The sequence below is a fragment of the Bradyrhizobium sp. HKCCYLS3013 genome, assembly GCF_051167615.1.
GTDB lineage: Bacteria > Pseudomonadota > Alphaproteobacteria > Rhizobiales > Xanthobacteraceae > Bradyrhizobium.
On record NZ_JBNPTK010000006.1, the window covers coordinates 1 to 22,825 of the forward strand.

Below are 22,825 nucleotides of genomic sequence, written 5' to 3' on the forward strand. Positions count from 1 at the left end.
GCCTTGAGGCCGGCCGATCACCGGTCTACAAAAAAGACAGTTGCTCCCCGGGGACCGGCTTGTTTGCCCCCGTCGCCCTGATGACACGTCCTGTCAGGATCGCGTCACCGCGGACTTGGCGCCAGCTTCGGGGCGCCAGGACCACACAGCTTGAACGTCCGCGAGCTGTCCATCGTCCAGCGCATCAGCACCTGACAGACCCGCGGCCACCGCTCCCCGCCTCTACGTATCGTGACGACGCGTACGCCCCTCTGCATGAGGACGGGATGCAGGGATAAGAACATGATTTCGGAAAATTAGCAAGCACAAACTGGTGCGGCAGAATAGCCCGACGGGCAGTTGCGTACGGCGCGCATTTGGCGCAGGTCGGCTGAACAATTACTTCCCGTCCGCAAAACGCCGCTCCACATGAAACGACTTGGCCGTCACCAGCCACTCGCCGCCAATCAGGTGAAAGCAGAGATAGTCGAGATAGAGAATCAGATCGATCCTGACGCGAACCTTCACGACCGCCTGCGTGGATGATGCGAAGTCGATGAGCAGAATTTCCTGCTGGCGGGGCGCGCTCTTCGACTGCGGCGAGGGGGTGGTCGTCAACAGCTGACGATACTCGGCCGCGGTCAGGACGCGCAGAGCCTCGTCACGCAGGCCGTGCAGTTGCGCGGTCGGCGCAAACACCCGGTCAAATCGTTCGACATCAGAGTCGAACATGGTGTCGAAGTATCGCTCGACGGCATCGAGCAACGTCTGGGGCACAGCGGTGTCGGTCATATCCAGGTCTCCGGAGGCTCGTGGGAAGCACGTCATCCTCGCCCCGAACCGGCGCGCATGTCCTTGCGAACTGTGCTAACGTACGGGCTCGTTACGCAATAAACCCGCTGTTTTCCGCGACTGATGTCAGAGATATGCCAAAAGCCAAGCTCGATGCGATCGACCAGCGCATCATCGGGGAATTGCAGGCCGACGCCCGGCTCAGCAATGTCGAGTTGGCCGACCGGGTCGGCCTGTCACCGTCTCCCTGTCTTCGTCGCGTCAAGCGGCTGGAGCAGGACGGCGTCATCCAGGGCTATCGCGCGGTCCTGAATCGCGACGGCGTCGGCCTCGGATTCTCGGCATTCCTCGCGATCAAGATCGCGGGACATGCGAACGAGCACGCTCTGGCCTTCGAAGAGGCCGTCTGCGCGATGCCGGAAGTCCTGGCCTGCCATCTGGTCTCCGGCGAGTCGGACTATCTGCTCGAGGTCGTCACGGCCGACCTGGAGCACTACCGGCAGTTCCTGGTCGAGCGGCTGCTGAACCTGCCCATCGTCCGCGAGGTCAAAAGCAACATCGCGATCCAGACCCGCAAGGCCGCGGCACCGTTGCCGCTGCAGCACGTGCAGTGACGCTATCGGCAGACGAATGCGCCGGTCGACGGTGGTCACGCTGCCGCCTTCGGCGGCGGCTTTGCCCACGCTACAGCTTGGATCCGACAACGCACGTCATTGGCCTCATCGGTCTACGGACCTCATCTCCCGGCCCGCCACTAATCCCCGAAACCCACGAATACCGTCGCGTCCTTCACCGGCTTCCGCTCCGACACCACGGCATTGGCGGGGAAATCGTGATCCGGCCAGCCGAGCGCGATGCTCTTCATGATGACCTGGTCGTCGGCGATGCCGGCGTGCTCGCGAACGACGGGCGACTGCATGATGCCCTGGCTGTTGATGACGGCGCCGAGGCCGCGCGACCAGGCGGCGTTGACCAGCGCATTGGTGACGGCGCCGCAATCGAACGGCGTGTCGTCGCTGCCGTCCAGCGCGCGATCATAGGTCACGATGATGCAGACCGGCGCGTCGAACTGACGGAAGCCGCGCAGCACCCAGTCCTGGCGCTTGTCCTTGTCGTCGCGTGCGATGCCCATCGCGGAGAACAACTGCTTGGCGACCTGCACCTGGCGCTCGCGATGCGCGCCGTCGAACGGCTGGCCGATGCGGAATTCGCGCGACTGCGGAACGCCGGCAACCATCCGCTCGGTATTGCCGGCACGGATGCGGTTCAGCGGCTCGCCGGTGATGACGTAGAAATTCCAGGGCTGGCTGTTCATCGACGACGGCGCGCGCATCGCCAGCGTGAGGATTTCCTCGATCAGCGCCCGCGGCACCGGATCCGGCTTGTAGCCACGGATGCTGCGGCGGCCGAGGATGACGTCGTCAAACTGCATGTGCTGGTATTCCCGGAATGATCACTGAGCTGGCCGCGATCTTCGCGACTTTCCGGTTCCAGTGCAAGGTTGCGACGCGCGGGCGATCATCTGCGTCACCGCCTCGAACCGGACTAACGCCTCAGCATCGTCAGCACCGCGCGCGCCAGATCATCTGGATTTTCCACGAGACGGTCTGCACCCGCGGTTTCGAGCTCGTCGCGGCTGCCATAGCCCCAGAGCGCGCCGAGACTCCGCATCTTCACGGCATGGGCGCCTGCGATGTCGTGGCGGCGGTCGCCGACCATGAGGCTGTCGCGCGCGGCGATATTCCGTTCGGTGAGGATATGCGCGAGCAACTCGGGCTTGTGATCCAGCGCGCCCGACGGCACCGAGCCATGAATGGCCTGGAAATACGATATGAGATCGAGATGCTCCAGGATGCGCCGCGCGAACAGCTCGCGCTTCGACGTTGCGAGATAGATGCGCAAGCCCGCATCGCGCATCGCCTGCAGCGCCTCCCGGATGCCGGGATAGAGCGTGCTGCCGAACAGACCGATCTCGCCATAGTGCTCGCGGTAGGCCACGACGGCCTCGTCGACGCGACCGTCGCCGTGGGCCTGCAGCAGCACACGCAGCATGTCCTGCAGCGGCGGACCGATCACGGCGGTGACGTCGAGCGTGTCGTCAGGCGCATGACCGAGCGACCGCAGGGCCGCGAGCGCGCTCGCGGCAATGCCGGGGCGCGAGTCGATCAGCGTGCCGTCGAGGTCGAGCAGCACTGAGTGAACCGGAGACATGTCCGAGCATAGCGGCCGGTGTGAGACGCGTAAACGCCCGCTCCGTGCCGCGCAGACGCGGGCATCAGTTCCGCCGCGACAATGAATGCATCAGGCCGATGGCTTGAGCAATTGCCCGCGGTCCGCCGCAGGCCTACGCTGATAAGAAACTCCAGGGAAGGAACCGAGCCGATGGCAGTGATCGCATCGATCGAGACCGGTCTTTATCGCATCCCACTTTCCGTCACGCTGTCCGACAGCACGCATGGCGAGATGACAGCCTTCGAGTTGATCACGTGCAGGGTGCGCGATGCCGACGGCGCGGAGGGTGTCGGCTACACCTACACGGTCGGCCGCAACGGCCCCGCGGTCGCCGACATCGTCAGGCGCGAGATCCCCGATCTGGTTGCGCGGCACGAGGCCGACGACACCGAGGCGATCTGGCATCGGGTGTGGTGGGGCCTGCATTATGGCGGGCGCGGCGGTCCAGTCGTGCTGGCGCTGTCGGCGCTCGACATCGCGCTGTGGGATCTGAAGGCGCGGCGCGCGAAGCTGCCGCTGTTCCGGCTGCTCGGCGGCTTCGATGCCCGGGTGCCCTGCTATGCCGGCGGCATCGACCTCGATCTGTCGGTCGACGCTCTGCTGAAGCAGACCGACGACAATCTCGCCAAGGGCTTTCGTGCCATCAAGATGAAGGTCGGCCGGCCGGGTCTCTCCGCCGACGTCGCGCGCGTGCAGGCGATGCGGCAACATCTCGGCGACGGCTTTCCGCTGATGGGCGATGCCAACATGAAGTGGACGGTCGAGGAGGCGATCCGCGCCGCCCGCGCGTTGCAGCCGTTCGATCTCACTTGGCTGGAGGAGCCGACCATTCCCGACGACATCGCCGGCCACGCGCGCATCCTGAGCGCCGGCGGCGTGCCGATCGCGGCCGGTGAAAATCTGCGCTCGCTGTGGGAATTCAAGAACTACATCGCCGCCGGTGCGGTGTCCTATCCCGAACCCGACGTGACCAATTGCGGCGGCGTCACCGCGTTCATGAAGATCGCGCGGCTCGCCGAGGCGTTCAACCTGCCGGTGACCAGCCATGGCGCGCACGACATCACCGTGCACCTGCTGGCGGCCTGCCCGAACCGCTCGTTCCTCGAAGCGCACGGTTTTGGCCTCGACCGCTACATCGAGCATCCGCTCGTGCTCAGGGATGGCCTGGCCCAGGCGCCGGCGCGGCCGGGCCATGGCATCGCGTTCGACTGGGAGGGGCTGGCGAAGCTCGCGGCGTAATGCGGCCGATGCTGGGACACCACTGCTGACACAAGGCTGTCAGCAGCCCTGCGATAGCGGGTCGGGGACCGATCCTCGAACGCAAGGTAAAAGTCATGAAGTTCGCATCGACCCGTCTGGTGGCGGCCGACATCAAGGCCGTGGTCAGCTTCTACGAAAAGGTCACCGAGCAGACGGCGGATTGGCTGGCGCCGGTGTTCGCCGAGATCGTCACGTCGCGCGCAACGCTCGCGATCGGCAGCGCCGAGACCGTGGCGCTGTTCAAGCAGGGCAGCGCCGAGCCCGGCGCCAATCGCAGCGCCATTCTGGAGTTCGAGGTCGATGACGTGGATGGTGATTTCGCGCGGTTGAAGGACGAAGTCGAGGTGGTGCACGCGCCGAAGACGATGCCGTGGGGCAACCGCGCCGCTCAGTTCCGCGACCCGGAGGGCACGATCGTCAGTCTTTATACGCCGGTCACCGACACCGCCAAACAGCGCTTCGGATCACGCTGAAGAGACTCGCGGGCGCGCATCCGCCCTAAGCCTTTGCGCTCGGACGGCTCGAAACCTCGCCGTACCATCGCCTGAGATGATGGAGATGATTCGGCGGATCGAGCTTGGCGCGGGCTGCAAAGTCGACCGACACCATGGCGGTGATGTCGGCGATGCTGAAATCGGGCCCGCAGACGAAGGCGTGCTCGGCCAGCCGCGCGTCGAGCCATGCGAAGTAGTGCGCGACGCGCAGGCGTCCGCGCTCCGCGAGCGCCGGGATCTGCTCGAGCGGCAGCGGACCCGGCAATGCCCGGCGCTCCAGCCCAGGGGTGCCGTTGCGAAAGGCCTCCTGGAGAGCGTAGAGACCGTCCCATTCGATCCGCCGGATCCAGCATTCGATGAGCGCCCGTTCTTCGGCGTCGCGGCCCATCAGAGGCGGTGCGGGATGCAGCTCCTCGAGATAGCGGCAGATCGCGATGACGTCGGTGATGGCAGCCCCGCTGTCGAGCTCCAGCACCGGAACGGTGCATTGCGGATTCAGCGCGCGAAACTCCGGCTCGAACTGCTCGCCGGCACGCAGATCAAGCCGAACCATGGGAATGGCGAGACCTTTCTCGGCGAGAAAGATCCGCACGCGGCGCGGGCTTGGGGCGACTGCGGCATCGTACAGCTTCATGAGCGTTCTCTCTGTCCGACCAAACCACGGGCGCGTGACGTCGGAACGAGTCGGCGCGGGTCGTTCTGCGCTGTCACGATCGACGTCGTGGCATGTTCCCAGGCCCGCGGCCTCGCCGCGGGATGACGGTGATCATGACGCAGCCGGATCAGTCAGCCCCGAAAATCTCGTCCTGATCCATCCGCACCGCGCGCAACTTGCGCGTCCTGCGCCAGTCCTCTTGCTGCGAGAAGACGGCGTAAGTGATCAGCAGCGAGCGACGGCGCGCGCCGCTGCGGTTACGCGTCGCGCCGTGCAGCAGGTTGACGTCGAACAGCAGGATGTCGCCGGCCTCGCCTGCCGTGACGAACGCAGACGACGCGGCCCGCGCATCGTCCGTGTCGAGGCGATGCGAGCCCGGCACCACTTGCGTGGCGCCATTGTCGGGGCCGAAGGAATCGAGAAAGGCCAGCGCCGACACGGCGTCGGTGCGCCGGCGATCGACGCCGTCGCGATGCAGCGGCTGCTGGCCGCGATCGGCACACGGCTCGCGCCCTTCGACCTGGCCGAGGAAGAACGGCGCCTTCAGGACATGATGCACGGCGGCGAGCATCACCGGCAGGCGGCAAACCTGCTGCACCGTCGCATCGAGATCGACCATGGCGTGGCGCCAGTCGCGGCCGCGCGGCACCGGCCATTGCTCGGACGGCCGCGTGCCCAGCTCGAAGGCGTCGCGTAATGCGACAAGCCAGTCCGCCGGAATCGCACCGCGCAGCAGCAGATAGCCATCCCCATCGAGGCGGCGCGCCTCCGCGTCCTGAAGCTGGCCGACGCTGCTGCGCGTGAGGGCTGCGGTCATAGTGGGCTCGCACAAGAGAGGGCGTGGTTCGCTGCATCATGGTCGGCGATCCGGCGCTCCGCGGCAAGCGTCCGCTCGCTCCCAGGTCGCCAGGTGCCCCTCGCTGCTGCATTCATCCGGCCATGACCGCCATCGCTCCGGAGGACGCTGAGACGATGGGCCGCACCGCGACCCGGGCGGCTCGCCGGGGCCAGTTTACGTTTCATTAACCCCCTCGACCTACGTCTCGTTAGCAACACTCTGCAACGATCCGACATACGGGGTAAACGAGCAATCGAGCTCCTTGGAAGCACGCATGGTCGCCATCCAAAGCACCAACCAGATCTCGCCCGCCAATGAGCGGGTCTATCGCCAGAGCAACCTGCTCGGCGAGTGGAAGGGCAGTTGGACGGCCAACGGCCAGGCCGTGAGCTTCAAGGTCGTCAACATCAGAGGCGCCGCGGCCACGGTGGAATACACCCACAACGGCCGCACCGAGCGCGGCATCGGCCAGGTCAATGGCTCGACCATCGACTTCGGCGCGGTCACGCTCGGCACCAAGAACGGCAAGAACGCGGTGCTGCTGTTCTCGGCCGGCGGCGGCAAGGCCACCGCGATGCTCGAAAAGCAGGCGCCTCCCGCCGACGAGAGCAATCTGGTCGGCAGCTGGGCCGGCTACTCCGGCGAGAACGGCCAGAGCGCGAGCTTTCGCGTGCTGTCCGTCAGCGGCAAGGAGGCGCAGGTCAGCGTGACGACCAACGGCGTCACGCGCGAGGGCACGGGGATCGTCTACAACAACGTCATCATGTTCGGCCAGTCGCAGATCTCGACGACCGACGGCAAGAGCGGCAAGGTCATCTTCCAGGTCGGCAACAAGTCCTACCTGGTACCGGTCGACAAGCTGCCCAAGACGGCCTGATTCCCAATATCGCCTCGCCTGAACTCAGGCGTCCGAGGTTCAGACGCCCGCCATCATCACGTATTTGATCTCGAGATATTCCTCGATGCCGTGATGCGAGCCCTCGCGTCCGAGGCCGCTTTCCTTGACGCCGCCGAACGGCGCGACCTCGGTGGTGATCAGGCCGGTGTTGACGCCGACCATGCCCGACTCCAGCGCCTCCGCGACGCGCCAGACCCGGCCGAGATCGCGGGCGAAGAAGTAGGACGCGAGACCGAACGGCGAGGCGTTGCACATCGCGATCACATCGGCCTCGCTATGGAAACGAATGACCGGCGCGAGCGGGCCGAACGTCTCTTCATGCGCGACCAGCGCATCGGCCTTCACGTCCGACAGCACGGTCGGCTCGAAGAAGGTGCGGCCGAGCGCATGGCGCTTGCCGCCGGTGACGATCCTGGCGCCGCCCTTGACCGCATCGGCGATGTGGCGCTCGACCTTCTCGACCGCTTCCTCGTTGATCAGCGGTCCCTGCACCACACCGGCCTCGGTGCCGTCGCCGATCTTCATCGCCGCGACCCTGGCGGCGAGCTTGTGCACGAACTGGTCGTAGATGCCGTCCTGCGCGTAGAGGCGGTTGGCGCAGACGCAGGTCTGGCCCATGTTGCGATATTTCGAGACCATCGCGCCCTCGACGGCGGCATCGACGTCGGCATCGTCGAACACCACGAACGGCGCGTTGCCGCCGAGCTCGAGGCCGAGCTTCTTCACAGTGCCGGCCGACTGGCGATAGAGAATCTTGCCGACCTCGGTCGAGCCGGTGAAGCCGACGAAGCGCACCGACGGATGCTCGCACAGCACCTTGCCGATCGGAGGCGCATCGCCGGTGATGATGTTGAGCGCGCCCGCAGGAATCCCGGCGCGCTCGGCCAGCACGGCGAGCGCCAGCGCCGACAGCGGCGTCTCGTTGGCCGGCTTCAGCACCACGGTGCAGCCGGCCGCCAGCGCGGGCGACACCTTGCGGGTGATCATCGAGTTCGGGAAATTCCACGGCGTGATGGCGCCGCAGACGCCGATCGGCTGCTTCAGCGCCAGGAGACGTGCATCCGGCTTCTGCGTCGGGATGGTCTCGCCATAGACGCGGCGCGCCTCCTCGGCGAAGAACTCGATATAGGCGGCGCCGATATCGACCTCGCCGAGCGCCTCCGTCAGCGGCTTGCCCTGCTCGGAGGTCAGGATCAGCGCGAGGTCCTCGCGGTTGGCCGTGATGAGCTCGAACCATTTGCGCAAGATGTTGGAGCGCTGCTTGGCGGTCAGCCTGGCCCAGGCCGGGAACGCGCGCGCGGCGGCCTCGACGGCTCGCGTGGTCTCCGCAGCACCGAGTTGCGCGACCTTGGCGAGCTCGGCGCCGGTGGCGGGATTGTTGACCGGGAGCACCGGCGTACCGACCCACGCACCATCGATGTAGCACTGCTCACGCAGCAGCGACGGATCCTTCAGGCGGTCACGCAGGCTCGGAGCGGCAGTGGAGGCACGGGCGGCGGCGGGCGGTGTCATCGGGCTACTCCTCGGAGCGAGCGATCTTTCTCCCGACTATAGCCAAGCCCCGGCGGCAGCGCACGACTCGTGCGCCTCCTCAACGGTACATTCGATCCGGCGATCCGTGCCTGTACGGCACCGGATGCTGAATGCCGCCGCGCCGGCGCGGGATCAGGCCGCGCCGCTCATATAGGTCTCGCGGCGGCCGATCATGCGCTCCGCCGCCGCCTTGGCGTCGGCCTTGGTCGAGGTGGCGCAGGTGCGGTATTCCAGGTCCGGCAAGGTGGCGGGATCACGGCGGCCGAACCATGATTTCTGCCCCACGGGCAGCAGCGCCAGCGCCTGCGCCACATTGTCGACCGCGCCGAACGCGTACAGCGCTCCGGTCGCCGCAATGCGCACTTCGTAGATGCCGGGCGTGATGGGCGCCTCGATATTGTCACCGCGCCCCGGGCGGGGATACCGCTTCCACTCGCTCCATGTCGAAATCATATCGCCCCCAACGGCGGACATTGCCGCCAAAACACGTCATCGGCTCGAAAAAGCCGGTTCTCGAACTCTTTAATGCAAAAATGGTTGCAACTCACAACAGGCGCAAGCCCGTGGTGGGAACATGGCCCCCATGTGTCGGTCTCGCGGCTACATGGAACTAATCATGATTCTGGCGGGAAATTGAAGCGCTGTGGCCTCCGCAGCGCTGTTGTCCCCGGCTGCTTCGTTCGCGCCGCATCATCACGAGATCGCGACCGGCCGTGGGACCGGCGGTCCTTGCTGGCCGGGCCGGCGCGAGGAACAATCGCCTACCGTCATCAAGAACGGAACGGAGGAGACCATGCAGAACAAGACCGACATCGACGGCGTGCTGCGGCAGAAGGCGGAGGCGGGAGCGATCCCCGGCGTCGTCGCCGTCGCCGCCGACAGCAACGGCATCATCTACGAAGGCGCCTTCGGCAGGCGAGACCTCGGCCGCGACGATCCGATGACCGCCGACAGCGTGTTCTGGATCGCCTCGATGACCAAGGCCATCACCTGCGCGGCCGGGATGCAGCTGGTCGAGCAGGGCCGGCTGTCGCTGGATGCGCCGATCGGCACGGTGCTGCCCGACCTCGCGGCGCCCAAGGTGCTCGACGGCTTCGACGCCAATGGCGACCCGATCCTGCGGCCGGCGAAGACCGCGATCACGCTGCGCCATCTGATGACTCACACCGCCGGCTTCTGCTACGACATGTGGAACGGCGACATGGCCACTTATGTGCAGAAGGCCGGCACGCCCGGCATCATCACCTGCAAAAACGACGCGCTGAAATTGCCGCTCGCGTCCGATCCCGGCACGCGCTGGGAATACGGCATCAACATCGACTTCGTCGGCAAGGCGGTCGAGGCCGCCAGCGGCCAGAAGCTCGACGCCTACCTGCGCGACCATCTGTTCGCGCCGCTCGGCATGGACGACACCGGCTTCAAGCTCGGTCCGTCGCAGCGCGCCCGCCTGGTCGGCATGCATGCGCGCGGCGAGGACGGCAGTCTCGCGCCGATTCCGTTCGAACTCGAGCAGGAGCCGGAATTCCACATGGGTGGCGGCGGGCTCTACGGCACGGCCGGCGACTACATCCGCTTCACCCGGATGATCCTCAACAATGGCCGCGGCAACGGCAACCAGGTGCTCAAGCCCGAGACGGTCGCGGCGATGCGCGACAACCACATCGGCGAGCTCGAGATGACGAAGATGGCCGCGGCCGTGCCCGGCGTGACCAACGACGTCGATCTCTATCCCGACATCGTCAAGAAATGGGGCCTCAGCTTCATGATCACGACCGCGCAGACTCCGGAAGGCCGCAGCGCCGGCAGCCTCGCCTGGGCCGGCCTTGCCAACACCTACTACTGGATCGATCCGGCGCGTGACGTCACCGGCGTGATCCTGATGCAGCTGCTGCCGTTCGCCGACCGGCTGTGCCTGGAGACCTTTGCCGGCTTCGAGCGCGGCGTGTATGCCGGGCTGGATGCGGCGGGCAAGAAGGCGGCGTGAGAGAACCCAACGCTCGATCCACGCAGGCAAGATCGTTGTTAGTTGCGCGTCATGCCCGGGCTTGTCCCGGGCATCCACGTCTTTGATCCTGCAAACCGAAGATCGTGGATGGCCGGGTCAAGCCCGGCCATGACGATGGAGAGAGATGTGTCACACGCGACAGAGAATGGCCGAGCCGCCTCAGCCCAGGCCTAAACCTTCAGCCCGCTCTGCACCGCGAGGTCCTTCAGCGACACCTGCGGCCTTGCGCCGATGTGCTGGATCACTTCGGCCGCAGCCAGGCCGCCGAGGCGGCCGGCCATCTCGTAGCCGGTCTTGCGCACCAGCCCGAACAGGAAGCCGGCGGCGAACAGATCGCCGGCGCCGGTGGTATCGACCAGGCTCTCGATCGGATGCGCCGGCACCGAGATCACGCCGTCATTCGACACCACGACGCAGCCCTTTTCGCTGCGGGTGACGATGCCGAGCGTGGCGTCCTCGCGCAGCTGCTTCAGCGCGCCGTCGAAATCCGAGGTCTGGTACAGCGAATGCAGCTCGGCCTCGTTGGCGAACACGAGATCGACGGTGCCGCCGCGCATCAGGTCGAGAAACTCCTCGCGATAGCGGTCGACGCAGAACGAATCCGACAGGGTCAGCGCGACCTCGCGTCCGGCGTCATGCGCGATCGCCGCCGCCTTCACGAACGCATCCTTGGCGTCCTTCGGGTCCCACAGATAACCTTCGAGATAGATGATGCGCGCCGCCGCAATCTGCGCGGGATCGATGTCCGCGGCGGTGAGATTTTGCGCGGCGCCGAGATAGGTGTTCATGGTGCGCTCGCCGTCCGGCGTCACCAGGATGTAGCAGCAGCCGGTCGCCGGGCCGTCGGCAGCGGGCGCGGTATCGAAGGTCACGCCGGCGGCACGGATATCGTGCCGGTACATCCGGCCGATCTGGTCGTCCTTGACCTTGCCCACGTAGGCGGCACGCGCGCCCAGGCTGGCGAGGCCGGCGATGGTGTTGGCCCCCGAACCGCCGGACATCTCGGTGGCCGGGCCCATATCGGCATAGATCGCGGCCGCGCGGGCCTCGTCGATCAGCGCCATGCTGCCCTTGGTCATGCCGTGCCGGGCGAGAAAGGCTTCATCGGCATGCACCAGCACGTCGAAGATCGCGTTGCCGATCCCGAGAACATCGTATTTCGCGTCAGTCATCCACTGGCCCCGTTTACGGCGTTTTGCAAACGCTGCGGCCTATCACAAGCGGCGCTGCTATAGAAGCCTGATGATCCGCTCATTCGTGACTGTGTTGTCAGGAACACTGGCTTCGCGCCTGCTCGGCTTCATCCGGGATGCGCTGATGGCCGCGCTGCTCGGCGCCGGTCCGGTTGCGGACGCATTTCTCGCAGCGTTTCAACTCGTCAACGTCATCAGGCGATTGCTGACGGAGGGCGCCCTCAATGCGGCCCTGGTGCCGGCCTGGCTGCGAATATACCAGCAGGCTGGTACGACACATGCGGCAGCTTTTGCCGGCCGTGTGCTCGGCACCGTCAGCGCCGGCCTGCTCGCCGCCACCCTGGTGCTGGCGCTGCTGATGCCGTTCGTGATGACCCTGCTCGCGCCGGGCTTCGCCGGTGAAGAGACGCTCACCTTGGCCGTCAACGATGCCAGGCTGATGCTACCCTATCTCGCCTTCGCCGGCCCCTCGACGGTGCTGCTCGCACTGTCCAGCGCGCAACGACGCTTCGCGCTCGCGGCCTTCGCCCCGCTGCTGTTCAACGTGGCATTGATCAGCGTGACCATCGTGTTGCTGATGCAACATCCGGACCCTGGAAGCGCCGCGCTGCTGCTCGCCGCCACGATCGGCGTCGCCGGGCTGCTGCAGCTCGCGATGCTCGCGCGGCGAGGCCGCGATGGCCCCCTCGCCTCGCCGGTGCGCATCACCTTCCATGCGGAAATGCGCGGCTTCTTCGCCAAGGCGCTGCCCGGCATGGTCGCCAGCGCCGGCCCGCAACTGCTCGCGGTCGGCGGCGCGGTCATCGCCTCCACCTCGCCGTCCGCGGTGTCGTGGCTGTATTTCGCCAACCGCCTGATCGAGCTGCCGCTCGGGCTCGTCGGCGTTGCCATGGGCACGGTGCTGGTGCCGGAGCTGACGCGCGCGCTGCACGAGGGCAACAAGGCGGCTCTCGCGGAGGTGCAATCGCGCGGCCTCGAGCTGACGATCGGGCTCGCGCTGCCTGCGACGCTCGGACTCATGATCCTGAACGAGCCGATCATTCGTTTGCTGTTCGAACATGGCGCATTCAGTTCGGACGATGCCGCCGCGACGGCGCAGGTGCTGACATGGCTCGCGGCAGCGTTGCCGGCGCAGGTGCTGACCAAGGCGCTGCAGCCCGCCTTCTTCGCGCGCGAGGACACGCAGACGCCGCTGCGCGCGACGTTGATCGGATGCTCTGTCGCGATCGCGCTGGCGTTCCTGCTCGCACACGTCTTCGCGGCAAGCGGCATCGCGGCGGGGCTCGCGCTCGGTGCCTGGGCCAATGCCGCGGTCCTGATCCGGCGCGGCGCCACGCGCTTCGGCTTCGCGCTTTCCCCGGCCTCGCGACGCCGGCTGCCGCGCATCACGCTGGCCGCCATGGTCATGGGCGCGGTCCTCTGGATCGCCGCCGGACGCTTTGCCGGCACCTGGAGCAGCAGCCATCTCGGCGCGGCCGCGCTGCTCGGCGCCCTGATCGGCGGCGCCGTCATCCTCTACGGAGGGCTTCTCGTGTCCCTCGGCGCCGTGAGCTGGCGCGAAACAGTCCGGGCGATCCGGCAAAAGCCCGCCGCCGACTTGCACCTTTGAGGCGCACGTGCCAAACGACGCCCAAATCCATCATCCGGAACAGTGATCATGGCCTTCGTGGAACGGGTTTTCTCGGGCGTCCAGCCGACCGGCAACCTGCATCTCGGCAACTATCTCGGCGCGATCGTCAACTTCGTGAAGATGCAGCAGACCCACAACTGCATCTATTGCGTCGTCGACATGCACGCGATCACCATGCCGATCGACGTCTGGGGCGGCCCCGCCGAGCTCGCGCGCAACACCCGCGAGGTCACGGCCGCCTTCATCGCCGCCGGCATCGATCCGAAGAAGCACATCGTGTTCAACCAGAGCCAGGTCTCGGGACACGCCGAGCTGGCCTGGATCTTCAACTGCGTGGCGCGCATCGGCTGGCTGAACCGCATGACGCAGTTCAAGGAGAAGGCCGGCAAGGATCGCGAGAACGCATCGGTCGGCCTGTACGACTATCCGGTGCTGATGGCCGCCGACATCCTGCTGTACCGCGCCACCCATGTTCCGGTCGGCGAGGACCAGAAGCAGCATCTCGAGCTCTCGCGCGACATCGCGCAAAAGTTCAACAATGATTTTGGCGACTCGATCCGCAGCCACGGCTTCGGCGACGGCCTGTTCTTCCCGCTGCCGGAACCCTTCATCACCGGTCCCGCGACGCGCGTGATGTCGCTGCGCGACGGCACCAAGAAGATGTCGAAGTCCGATGCCTCGGACTATTCGCGCATCAACCTCACCGACGATGCCGATACGATCGCGCAGAAGGTCCGCAAGGCCAAGACCGATCCGGAGCCGCTGCCGACCGAGGAAAAGGGGCTGGACGCACGTCCCGAGGCCGATAACCTCGTCGGCATCTACGCCGCGCTGTCGGACCGCAGCAAGGCCGATGTGCTCAGGGATTTCGGCGGCGGCCAGTTCTCCAGCTTCAAGAATGCGCTGGTCGAGCTGTGCGTCACCAAGCTCGGGCCGATCGCCGCCGAGATGAAGCGCCTGACCGCTGATCCCGGCTATGTCGAGTCCGTGCTGGTCGACGGCGCCGACCGCGCCCAGGCCATCGCCGCGGAGACCATGAAGACGGCCAAGGACATCGTCGGCTTCATCCGCAAGCCCTGACCAGAGCAGCACGGCGCGAGCTCCGAAGTCGGCCTTGCTGCCGCACCACCGGTGTCATTGCAGGCGCCATGGAACCCGCAGCCCTCTCCCCAACGGAGATGGGCTGTGGCAGCATCGCGGCCGGATCGACTCGCAGCAGCAGGCGGGAACGCGATGGCGGCGCAGCGGCAGAGCTACCAGACCGGCCATGCGCCGAAATGCCTGGTCGTGGTCGACGACAGCGAGGAATGGGACCGCGCGGTCCGCTATGCCGGCCGCTGGGCGGTCCGTTCCGGTGGCCGCATCGTCATGCTCCACGTCATCGAAACGGAGGATCAGAACCAGCAATGGCTGGGGGTCGCCGACCTGATGCGGGCGGAGGCGCAGGAGCAAGCGCATGCCGAGCTCGACCAGGCCACGGCGCTGCTGTCCGCGATCGGCGTGACCGCGCCGGAACGGGTCATCCGCGAGGGTGAGCCGACAGCGCAGATCCTGGAGACGATCGAGCATGACAGCGACATCGCGCTGCTGGTGCTCGCCGCCCATTCGGGCCCCGAGGGGCCGGGACCCCTGGTCACCCATGTCACCAAGACGAGCGGCGCCTTCCCGATCCCGCTGGTGATCGTGCCGGGCGATCTCGGTGACGCCGATCTCGACGCTCTTTCATAGGCTTAGAGCGGAAACGCCGGCCGAGCCCCCTTGATCGTGCGCGCGCTCGCGCCATCTGCTATGAGGACACCACAGGCCGGCCTTGAACCGGCGCTGCCGGAGAAAACCATGTTCATCCAGACCGAAGCCACCCCCAATCCCGCCACCTTGAAGTTCATCCCGGGCCGCGTCGTGCTGCCCGCTGGCACGATGGAATTCAACAGCCGCGACGCCGCCGCGCGCTCGCCGCTGGCCGAGCGCCTGTTCGCCGTCGACGGCGTCACCGGCGTTTTCTACGGCGCCGATTTCATCACCGTCACCAAGAGCGACGGTGAATGGCAGCACCTCAAGCCGGCGATCCTCGGCGCGATCATGGAGCACTACATGTCGGGCGCGACGCTGCTCGCCGACGGCAGCGCCGCCAATGACGAATCCGCCGACGAGGACGACGAGTTCTACGACGAGGCCGACACCGAGACGGTCGGCATGATCAAGGACCTGATCGAGAGCCGCGTCCGCCCGGCCGTGGCCAATGACGGCGGCGACATCACCTTCCGCGGCTTCAAGGACGGCATCGTCTATCTCAACATGAAGGGCGCCTGCTCCGGCTGCCCGTCATCGACCGCGACCCTGCAGCACGGCATCCAGAACCTGCTGAAGCATTTCGTGCCCGAGGTGGTCGAAGTCCGGCCGATGTGACAAGGGGGCGAGCGAGTAGGGAATAGTGAGTAGCGAGTAGTTGCATTCCCTATTCGCTGCTCCCTGTTCGCCATTCGCTCTCTACGCCGCCTTGCCGATGGACGCTGCCTCCGCGGCTGCCTGGCGCATGTTCTCCGACATCTCGCTGGTGACGGCGCTCTGCTCGCCGACGGCGTGCGCCGTCGATGAAACGTAGTCATTCACGCTCTCGATCGCGTTCTTGATGGCGCCGAGCGCGCCGACGACGTCGGACGAGATGCCGTTGAGATTACCGATCTCGCTGCCGATGCGATCGGTGGCCTGCTTGGCCTGCGTGGCCAGGTTCTTCACCTCGCCGGCGACGACGGCAAAGCCGCGCCCCGCCTCGCCAGCACGGGCCGATTCGATCGTCGCATTGAGCGCCAGGAGATTGATCTGGCCGGTGATGCTGCCGATCAGCTCGACGATGCTGCTCATGGCGCCGGCTGCCGAGGACAGGCGCTTGGCCTGCTGGTCCGCGTCTTCGACGCGCGATACCGCCGCCGTCGCCGTCTCCTTCGACTTCGCCATGGCATCGGCGATCTGCTGCACCGAGGAATTGAGCTGCTCGGCGCCGGCGGCGACGTGCTCCATCATGCCGCGCACCTTGTCGCCCTTCATGCGGCTGATCACCTGCGCAGTGACGTCGCTCGCGAATTTCACGATCTTGAACGGCTTGCCGTTGAGATCCTTGATCGGATTGTAGCTCGCTTGAATCCAGACCTGTCGTCCGCCCTTCCCGGCGCGCTCGAACTCGCCCATCTGGAATTCGCCACGGCCGAGCGCGGCCCAGAACTCGCGATACGCGGCGCTGTCGCCCATGCCCGCCGGCATGAACATGCGATGGTGCTGACCCTTGATCTCCGCCAGCGTGTAGCCGAGCGTGGCGAGGAAGTTCTCGTTGGCGTCGAGCACGATGCCGTTCAGGTCGAATTCGATCACCGCCTGGGACTTGCGGATCGCGGCGATCTGGCCGGCGAAATCGGCCGCAGCCAGCTTCTGCTGCGTCACGTCGGAGGCGTATTTGACGACCTTGAACGGCCGCCCCTCGTCATCGAGAATCGGGTTATAGGACGCGAGAATCCAGATCTCCCGGCCGCCCTTGCCGCAACGCTTGAACTCGCCCGAGCGAAATTCGCCGCGACTGAGGCTGGTCCAGAATTCCTTGTAGGCGGCGCTGTCGCGTTCGTCGGGCAGCACGAACATGCTGTGATGCCGGCCCTTGATCTCGGCCAGCGTGTAGCCCATCGCGCTCAGGAACTGATCGTTGGCATCGATGATGGTGCCGTCGAGATTGAACTCGATCACCGCCTGGGCGCGCCCGATCGCCGCGATGTTGCCGGCGTCCTCGATGCTGCGCATCTTCTGCTCGGTGATGTCGGTTGCGAACTTGATGATCTTGACCGGCTTGCCGCCGTCGATCACCGGATTGTAGCTCGCCTGGATCCAGACGGCGCGGTGGCCCTTGCCGAACCGCTTGTACTCCCCCGAACGAAACTTCCCGGCCCGCAGATCGGCCCAGAAGGCGCGGTACTCGGCACTGTCGCGCATCTCGGGCGCCACAAACATCGCGTGGTGCCGGCCCTGGATCTCGCTCAGCGAGTAGCCCATCGCGTCGAGGAAATTCTGGTTGGCGGTGATGATCGTGCCGTCGGTGTCGAACTCGATCACCGCTTGCGAGCGGTTGATCGCCGCGACCTGCGCCATCGCATCGCGCGATGCCGAACTGCCTGACCAGAATGACATGGAAATTCCTCTTCTCGGGACGGGGGCGGCCATCCGCCAACGGGCGGCGCGTCATCTCTCCCCCGAACGTGCCGAGCGGATAATTCCCACGGGCGCGGAAAGATTTGCTTAAATGGCATATAGTTCAGTAACTTAGCGTATCAGTAGTTGCGCCTTGATGCGTTTTTCCCGATGAGGATGTAAGAAGGCGTCAACTAACTTTATCACGGTACCACAATAGGTATTTGCGCTCTCTTCAATGCGAACCCGACCGGATGTTGATCCTCGCCATCGATACTGCCCTCGACCATTGCGCCGCTGCCGTGCTGGATACTGATTCGGCCTTGATGCGGGCGCAGGAGACACTCCCGATGAAGCGCGGCCACGCGGAGGCCCTGATGCCGCTGCTCGCGCGCGTGATGCAGCAATCCGGCGTCGGTTTCGCCGATCTCGACCGCATCGCGGTGACGACCGGCCCCGGGAGCTTCACGGGGTTGAGGGTCGGGCTCTCCGCCGCCCGCGGCATCGGATTGGCCGCCCACAAGCCGGTCGTCGGCGTGACCACGCTGTCCGCCTACGCGGCGCCGATCGTCAGCGAGGACCGCGCCAACCCGGTGATCTCGGCGATCGATGCCCGGCACGACCATGTCTACTACCAAGTCGTGAGCGGCAACGGCGAGGAGCTGGTCGCGCCCCAGGTGGCTGCGCTGGACGACGTTCTGGCGGTCGCGCGGCTCGGCGCCCCACACCTCGTCGGCAACGCCGCGGCGCTGCTGGCCGAGCGGTGGCCGAAGGAATCAGCCGCGCCAGTTGCGGTCGACTCGCAAGACGGACCCGACATCGGCTGGGTCGCCTGGCTCGGCGCGGCCGCCGACCCAGTGCACGCGCCGGCGCGGCCATTCTATCTGCGCGCACCCGACGTCAAGCCGCCCGCCGGCGCGACGCGTCAACCGGTGCAGACGGCCATCTCGTCATGAACATGTTCTTCCGCTGGCTCGGCAGCCCCAAACCGTTGATCGAAGCGACCTCGCTGCGCGACGCCGCCAGACTCGCCCAGATCCACGCCGCCTCGTTTCACCGCGGCTGGGGCGAAGGCGAGTTCGAGGCGATGCTGGCCGAGCGCAACACCATGATCCATCGGCTGCGGCTCGGGCGGAAGCTCATAGGCTTCATCGTCTCGCGGATCGGCGCGGACGAAGCGGAAATATTGTCAGTTGCACTTGACCCAAATCAGCGCGGCCGTGGATTTTCTCGTGATCTGTTGCTGCAGCATCTCGGGCACCTTGCGGGGCGCGGGGTCCGGACGGTCTTTCTCGAAGTGGAGGAAAACAACCAGCCGGCCCGCCGACTCTATGAACGCGCCGGATTTGCGACCGTGGGCCGTCGGGAACGCTATTACCTTCAGCCCGGCGGGGAACAGTTGAATGCGCTTCTGATGCGCCGGGACTTGTCGTAACCTGCGCTTGGTGGCAGAAAGCGCATCCTTGAGGCGAGACACGATGACCTCCTCCTTGAAAACTACGCCAGCGCTCAATTCCACCGGAATCGAGGCCCGCTGTGCCGCCACCGGCATGCGCATGACCGAGCAGCGCCGGGTCATTGCCCGCGTGCTCGCGGAAGCCTGCGACCATCCCGACGTCGAGGAGTTGTACCGGCGCTGCGTCGCCGTCGACGACAAGATCTCGATCTCCACGGTCTATCGCACCGTGAAGCTGTTCGAGGATGCCGGCATCATCGAGCGCCACGATTTCCGCGAGGGCCGCGCCCGCTACGAGCAGATGCGCGACAGCCATCATGATCATCTGATCAATCTGCGCGACGGCAAGGTGATCGAGTTCACCTCCGAGGAGATCGAGAAGCTGCAGGCCGAGATCGCCCGCAAGCTCGGCTACAAGCTGGTCGACCACCGGCTGGAGCTGTATTGCGTGCCGCTCGACGAAGAGACGAATGGCTGACGTAGCGCCGGCTTCGAACTTCGATCTCGTCATTTTCGATTGCGATGGCGTGCTGGTCGACAGTGAGGTGATCTCCTGTCAGACGCACGCCGACGTGCTCAGCCTGTGCGGCTATCCGATCACGACCGAGCAGGTGTTCGCGCGGTTCCTGGGCCGGTCGCTGAAACAGGCGAAGCTCGAGGTCGAGGCCGAACTCGGCCGCAGCCTGCCCGACGATTTCAACCCGAAACTGCAGGATCGCCTGTTCCGCGCCTTCGAGCAGGACCTCGCGGCCATCGACGGGATCATGGAGGCGCTCGACACCATCGACGTGCCGGTGTGCGTCGCCTCCTCCGGATCGCACCAGCGCATGCGCGTCAGCCTCGGCGCCACCCGGCTCTACGATCGCCTCGCCCCGCACATCTTCTCATCCTCCCAGGTCGAGAACGGCAAGCCCGCGCCCGATCTGTTCCTGTTCGCGGCAGCGCAGATGAAGGCGCGTCCCGCGGCCTGCGTGGTGGTCGAGGACAGCACGGCCGGTATCCGGGGCGGTGTCGCCGCCGGCATGACGGTGCTTGGGTTTCACGGCGGCAGCCACTGCCGGCCCGGGCACGCCGACGACCTGCGCGCCGCCGGCGCCACCCTGGTTTTCGACGACATGCGGCAGTTGCCGGCGATTCTGAGCCGGCTGGCCGAGAAAAAGCCCGCGATCGCTGGATTTCCGGCCCCCTAGCCTATATCTGAGCGCGGCGCCAATTGGGCGCGCCTCCGACTGCATGCAAGGGTTCATGACGCCGCCGCGCAAGCTGCACATCAAGTCCTATGGCTGCCAGATGAATGTCTACGATGCCCAGCGCATGGTGGACACGCTGGGGCCTGAGGGCTTCGTCGAGACCGCCGAGGCCAGCGACGCCGATCTCGTGATCCTCAACACCTGTCACATCCGCGAGAAGGCCTCCGAGAAGGTCTATTCGGAGCTCGGGCGGCTGCGGGTCGCCAAGGAGGACGCCGCGCGGGCCGGCCGGACGATGCAGATCGCCGTGGCCGGCTGCGTGGCGCAGGCGGAAGGCCAGGAGATCATCACCCGCGCGCCCACCGTCGACGTCGTGGTCGGGCCGCAGAGCTACCACCATCTGCCGCAGCTCCTGGCCCAGGCCCGCCGCGGCGAGCGGGCGATCGAGACCGAATTCCCGGCCGACGACAAGTTCGGATTCCTGGCGAAGCCCAGCCGCGAGGCCATCCGCGCCCGCGGCGTCTCGGCTTTCGTCACCGTGCAGGAAGGCTGCGACAAGTTCTGCACCTTCTGCGTGGTGCCATATACACGCGGCAGCGAGATGTCGCGCACGGTGGCGCGCATCGTCGACGACGTGGCGCAGCTCGCCGACAACGGCGTTCGCGAGATCACTTTGATCGGCCAGAACGTCAACGCCTATCACGGCGAAGGCCCCGACGGCCGGCCCTGGACGCTGGGTCGGCTGCTCTACAGGATTGCAGAGATTCCGGGGGTGGCGCGGATCCGCTACTCGACCAGCCATCCTAACGACGTCGACGACAGCCTGATCGCGGCGCATCGCGATCTCGCAGCGGTGATGCCGTTCGTGCATCTGCCGGTTCAGTCGGGATCCGACCGCATCCTGAGCGCCATGAACCGCAAACACACGGCGACCGATTATCGCAAAGTCGTCGACCGTTTCCGCGCCGTCCGTGACGACATTGCATTCTCTTCGGATTTCATCGTCGGGTTCCCGGGCGAGACCGAGGAAGATTTTCGCGCCACCCTCGCCCTGATCGACCAAATCGGCTACGCTGCGGCCTATTCGTTCAAGTATTCGCCGCGTCCGGGAACTCCGGCAGCGGACATGCCGGAGATGGTGTCAGCGACCGAGATGGACGAGCGATTGGAGCGCCTCCAGAGCTTGATCGACAGCCAGCAAGCAGCCTTCAACAAGGCCGCGATCGGCCAGGTCGTCGACGTGTTGTTCGAGCGGCCAGCGCGCAGGCCCGGGCAGCTCGTCGGACGGACCGCGTATCTGCAGCCGGCTCACGTCATGGCGTCCGACGACATCATCGGCCAGGTTCTGCCGGTGCGGATCGACAGTCTCGAACGCTACAGCCTGCTCGGCGAGCTCGTCACGGCCGCGCCGGCAGTGATCTCCCCCACGCCCCTCGTGTCCATCGGAGGCTGAGCACTTGCCCAAGAGCGCATCGGATTCGTCTTCCCTCGCTCCCAGCCGCAAGTACGACCGCGACATGTCCATGCCCCCCGAGACCCAGGTCGTCATCGATTTCGACGACAACCGCGCCGCATCCGCCCTGGTCGGCCCCTACGGCCAGAACCTGGCGCTGGTCGAACGACGCCTCGGCGTCGTCGTCGATTCCCGCGGCAACCACATCACCATCGGCGGCACCCGCGACGGCTGCGATGCCGCGCGGCGCGTGCTGGAATCGCTCTATGCGCAGGCCGTCAAGGGCCAGGATCTGGCGCAGGGCGACGTCGAGGGCGCGATCCGCGCCGTGGTCGCGCAGGGCTCGCTGTTCGAGTTCGACGCCAAGAACGCCAAGAACGCGTTCGAGAGCATCAACCTGCGCAAGCGTCCGGTGCGCGCCCGCACCGCCGCGCAGGATTCCTATATCCGCGCGCTGAAGCGCCACGAGCTGGTGTTCGGCATCGGTCCGGCCGGCACCGGCAAGACCTGGCTCGCGGTCGCGCATGCAGCGCAGCTGTTCGAGCGGAAGGAAGTCGACCGCATCATCCTCTCACGCCCGGCTGTCGAAGCCGGCGAGCGGCTCGGCTTCCTGCCTGGTGACCTCCGCGAGAAGGTCGATCCCTATCTGCGCCCGATCTACGACGCGCTGTACGATCTGATGGATGCGCGCATCGTCGAGCGTGCGCTGCAGGCCGGCGAGATCGAGATCGCGCCGCTCGCCTTCATGCGCGGGCGCACCTTGACCAATGCCGCGATCATTCTCGACGAGGCGCAGAACACGACATCGATGCAGATGAAGATGTTTCTCACGCGCCTGGGCGAGAACAGCCGCATGATCATCACCGGCGATCCCTCGCAGGTCGATCTGCCGAACGGCCAGACGTCGGGCCTCGCCGAGGCCGCGCGGCTGCTCGACGGCGTCGACGGGATCGCGCAGGTCAGGTTCACCGGCGAGGACGTCATTCGCCACGAATTGGTGGCGCGTATCGTCGCCGCCTATGAGAGCCCAAAGGCGCGCTGACCCCG

The 22,825-nt window shown here is 66.2% G+C and carries 24 protein-coding genes; 15 read left to right on the plus strand and 9 right to left on the minus strand.

The genetic code is table 11. The features are described from left to right. Positions 1-378: 378 nt before the first annotated feature. Positions 379-771: a nuclear transport factor 2 family protein gene (locus ACQR1F_RS12865; RefSeq protein ID WP_315803902.1), complete on the minus strand. Its 393-nt coding sequence runs from the start codon at positions 769-771 to the stop codon at positions 379-381. Between the two features lie 134 nt (positions 772-905). Here ACQR1F_RS12865 and ACQR1F_RS12870 point away from each other — a divergent pair, with 134 nt between their 5' ends. Next, the gene (locus ACQR1F_RS12870; protein ID WP_315803903.1) at positions 906-1,385 is read left to right on the plus strand and encodes an Lrp/AsnC family transcriptional regulator; all 480 of its coding nucleotides are present in this window, start codon (positions 906-908) and stop codon (positions 1,383-1,385) included. Between the two features lie 140 nt (positions 1,386-1,525). On the opposite strand, the gene ACQR1F_RS12875 is transcribed toward ACQR1F_RS12870, so the two are convergent. Beyond that, on the minus strand, positions 1,526-2,203 hold the full coding sequence (locus ACQR1F_RS12875) for a nitroreductase (protein WP_434913156.1): 678 nt from the start codon (positions 2,201-2,203) through the stop codon (positions 1,526-1,528). 113 nt (positions 2,204-2,316) lie between these two features. Continuing rightward, on the minus strand, positions 2,317-2,982 hold the full coding sequence (locus ACQR1F_RS12880; RefSeq protein WP_315803905.1) for an HAD hydrolase-like protein: 666 nt from the start codon (positions 2,980-2,982) through the stop codon (positions 2,317-2,319). Between the two features lie 171 nt (positions 2,983-3,153). Between ACQR1F_RS12880 and ACQR1F_RS12885 the strand changes: the two genes are divergently transcribed. Beyond that, complete coding sequence (locus ACQR1F_RS12885; protein WP_434913158.1) at positions 3,154-4,242, plus strand: mandelate racemase/muconate lactonizing enzyme family protein; 1,089 nt, start codon at positions 3,154-3,156, stop codon at positions 4,240-4,242. A 95-nt stretch (positions 4,243-4,337) separates the two neighbouring features. Further along, positions 4,338-4,736 (plus strand): VOC family protein, encoded by a 399-nt coding sequence (locus ACQR1F_RS12890; protein ID WP_434913159.1) that lies wholly within the window; start codon positions 4,338-4,340, stop codon positions 4,734-4,736. A gap of 25 nt (positions 4,737-4,761) precedes the next feature. On the opposite strand, the gene ACQR1F_RS12895 is transcribed toward ACQR1F_RS12890, so the two are convergent. Continuing rightward, positions 4,762-5,391: a glutathione S-transferase family protein gene (locus ACQR1F_RS12895; RefSeq protein ID WP_315803908.1), complete on the minus strand. Its 630-nt coding sequence runs from the start codon at positions 5,389-5,391 to the stop codon at positions 4,762-4,764. A 148-nt stretch (positions 5,392-5,539) separates the two neighbouring features. Continuing rightward, complete coding sequence (locus ACQR1F_RS12900; RefSeq protein ID WP_316215351.1) at positions 5,540-6,229, minus strand: phytanoyl-CoA dioxygenase family protein; 690 nt, start codon at positions 6,227-6,229, stop codon at positions 5,540-5,542. A 295-nt stretch (positions 6,230-6,524) separates the two neighbouring features. Here ACQR1F_RS12900 and ACQR1F_RS12905 point away from each other — a divergent pair, with 295 nt between their 5' ends. Then, the gene (locus ACQR1F_RS12905) at positions 6,525-7,127 is read left to right on the plus strand and encodes a hypothetical protein (RefSeq protein WP_315803910.1); all 603 of its coding nucleotides are present in this window, start codon (positions 6,525-6,527) and stop codon (positions 7,125-7,127) included. Positions 7,128-7,166: 39 nt separating this feature from the next. Here ACQR1F_RS12905 and ACQR1F_RS12910 read toward each other — a convergent pair whose 3' ends face one another. Continuing rightward, a complete protein-coding gene (locus ACQR1F_RS12910) occupies positions 7,167-8,660 on the minus strand; it encodes an NAD-dependent succinate-semialdehyde dehydrogenase (protein WP_315803911.1) in 1,494 nt (497 codons plus the stop codon). Positions 8,661-8,813: 153 nt separating this feature from the next. After that, positions 8,814-9,134, minus strand: a complete 321-nt coding sequence (locus ACQR1F_RS12915; protein WP_315803912.1) for a hypothetical protein — start codon at positions 9,132-9,134, stop codon at positions 8,814-8,816. Between the two features lie 340 nt (positions 9,135-9,474). Between ACQR1F_RS12915 and ACQR1F_RS12920 the strand changes: the two genes are divergently transcribed. Beyond that, complete coding sequence (locus ACQR1F_RS12920) at positions 9,475-10,665, plus strand: serine hydrolase domain-containing protein (protein ID WP_434913160.1); 1,191 nt, start codon at positions 9,475-9,477, stop codon at positions 10,663-10,665. A 191-nt stretch (positions 10,666-10,856) separates the two neighbouring features. On the opposite strand, the gene ACQR1F_RS12925 is transcribed toward ACQR1F_RS12920, so the two are convergent. After that, positions 10,857-11,858: an adenosine kinase gene (locus ACQR1F_RS12925; RefSeq protein WP_434913161.1), complete on the minus strand. Its 1,002-nt coding sequence runs from the start codon at positions 11,856-11,858 to the stop codon at positions 10,857-10,859. Between the two features lie 70 nt (positions 11,859-11,928). Here ACQR1F_RS12925 and murJ point away from each other — a divergent pair, with 70 nt between their 5' ends. The 4 genes from murJ (at position 11,929) to ACQR1F_RS12945 (ending at position 15,915) form a co-directional block, all read left to right on the plus strand. Next, positions 11,929-13,488, plus strand: a complete 1,560-nt coding sequence (gene murJ / locus ACQR1F_RS12930; protein ID WP_434913162.1) for a murein biosynthesis integral membrane protein MurJ — start codon at positions 11,929-11,931, stop codon at positions 13,486-13,488. A gap of 48 nt (positions 13,489-13,536) precedes the next feature. Next, complete coding sequence (gene trpS / locus ACQR1F_RS12935) at positions 13,537-14,589, plus strand: tryptophan--tRNA ligase (RefSeq protein ID WP_315803916.1); 1,053 nt, start codon at positions 13,537-13,539, stop codon at positions 14,587-14,589. Between the two features lie 153 nt (positions 14,590-14,742). After that, positions 14,743-15,237 carry a universal stress protein gene (locus ACQR1F_RS12940; RefSeq protein ID WP_434913164.1) on the plus strand — a complete coding sequence of 165 codons (495 nt, stop codon included), beginning with the start codon at positions 14,743-14,745 and terminating at the stop codon, positions 15,235-15,237. A 108-nt stretch (positions 15,238-15,345) separates the two neighbouring features. Further along, complete coding sequence (locus tag ACQR1F_RS12945; RefSeq protein WP_316179056.1) at positions 15,346-15,915, plus strand: NifU family protein; 570 nt, start codon at positions 15,346-15,348, stop codon at positions 15,913-15,915. A gap of 81 nt (positions 15,916-15,996) precedes the next feature. Here the strand turns inward: ACQR1F_RS12945 and ACQR1F_RS12950 are convergent, their stop codons facing one another. After that, positions 15,997-17,679 carry a methyl-accepting chemotaxis protein gene (locus ACQR1F_RS12950; protein WP_434838679.1) on the minus strand — a complete coding sequence of 561 codons (1,683 nt, stop codon included), beginning with the start codon at positions 17,677-17,679 and terminating at the stop codon, positions 15,997-15,999. 254 nt (positions 17,680-17,933) lie between these two features. Here ACQR1F_RS12950 and tsaB point away from each other — a divergent pair, with 254 nt between their 5' ends. The 6 genes from tsaB (at position 17,934) to ACQR1F_RS12980 (ending at position 22,820) form a co-directional block, all read left to right on the plus strand. Further along, a complete protein-coding gene (gene tsaB, locus ACQR1F_RS12955) occupies positions 17,934-18,635 on the plus strand; it encodes a tRNA (adenosine(37)-N6)-threonylcarbamoyltransferase complex dimerization subunit type 1 TsaB (protein ID WP_315803919.1) in 702 nt (233 codons plus the stop codon). Beyond that, positions 18,632-19,114, plus strand: a complete 483-nt coding sequence (gene rimI, locus ACQR1F_RS12960; protein WP_434913165.1) for a ribosomal protein S18-alanine N-acetyltransferase — start codon at positions 18,632-18,634, stop codon at positions 19,112-19,114. Before tsaB ends, rimI begins: the two co-directional genes overlap by 4 nt. 43 nt (positions 19,115-19,157) lie before the next feature. Then, a complete protein-coding gene (locus ACQR1F_RS12965) occupies positions 19,158-19,613 on the plus strand; it encodes a Fur family transcriptional regulator (protein ID WP_315803921.1) in 456 nt (151 codons plus the stop codon). After that, positions 19,606-20,325 (plus strand): HAD family hydrolase, encoded by a 720-nt coding sequence (locus ACQR1F_RS12970; RefSeq protein ID WP_315803922.1) that lies wholly within the window; start codon positions 19,606-19,608, stop codon positions 20,323-20,325. The genes ACQR1F_RS12965 and ACQR1F_RS12970 overlap by 8 nt, the downstream gene beginning before the upstream one ends. A gap of 55 nt (positions 20,326-20,380) precedes the next feature. Continuing rightward, positions 20,381-21,778 carry a tRNA (N6-isopentenyl adenosine(37)-C2)-methylthiotransferase MiaB gene (gene miaB / locus ACQR1F_RS12975; protein WP_434913166.1) on the plus strand — a complete coding sequence of 466 codons (1,398 nt, stop codon included), beginning with the start codon at positions 20,381-20,383 and terminating at the stop codon, positions 21,776-21,778. A 64-nt stretch (positions 21,779-21,842) separates the two neighbouring features. Further along, complete coding sequence (locus ACQR1F_RS12980; RefSeq protein ID WP_316215359.1) at positions 21,843-22,820, plus strand: PhoH family protein; 978 nt, start codon at positions 21,843-21,845, stop codon at positions 22,818-22,820. The last annotated feature ends 5 nt before the right edge of the window (positions 22,821-22,825 follow it).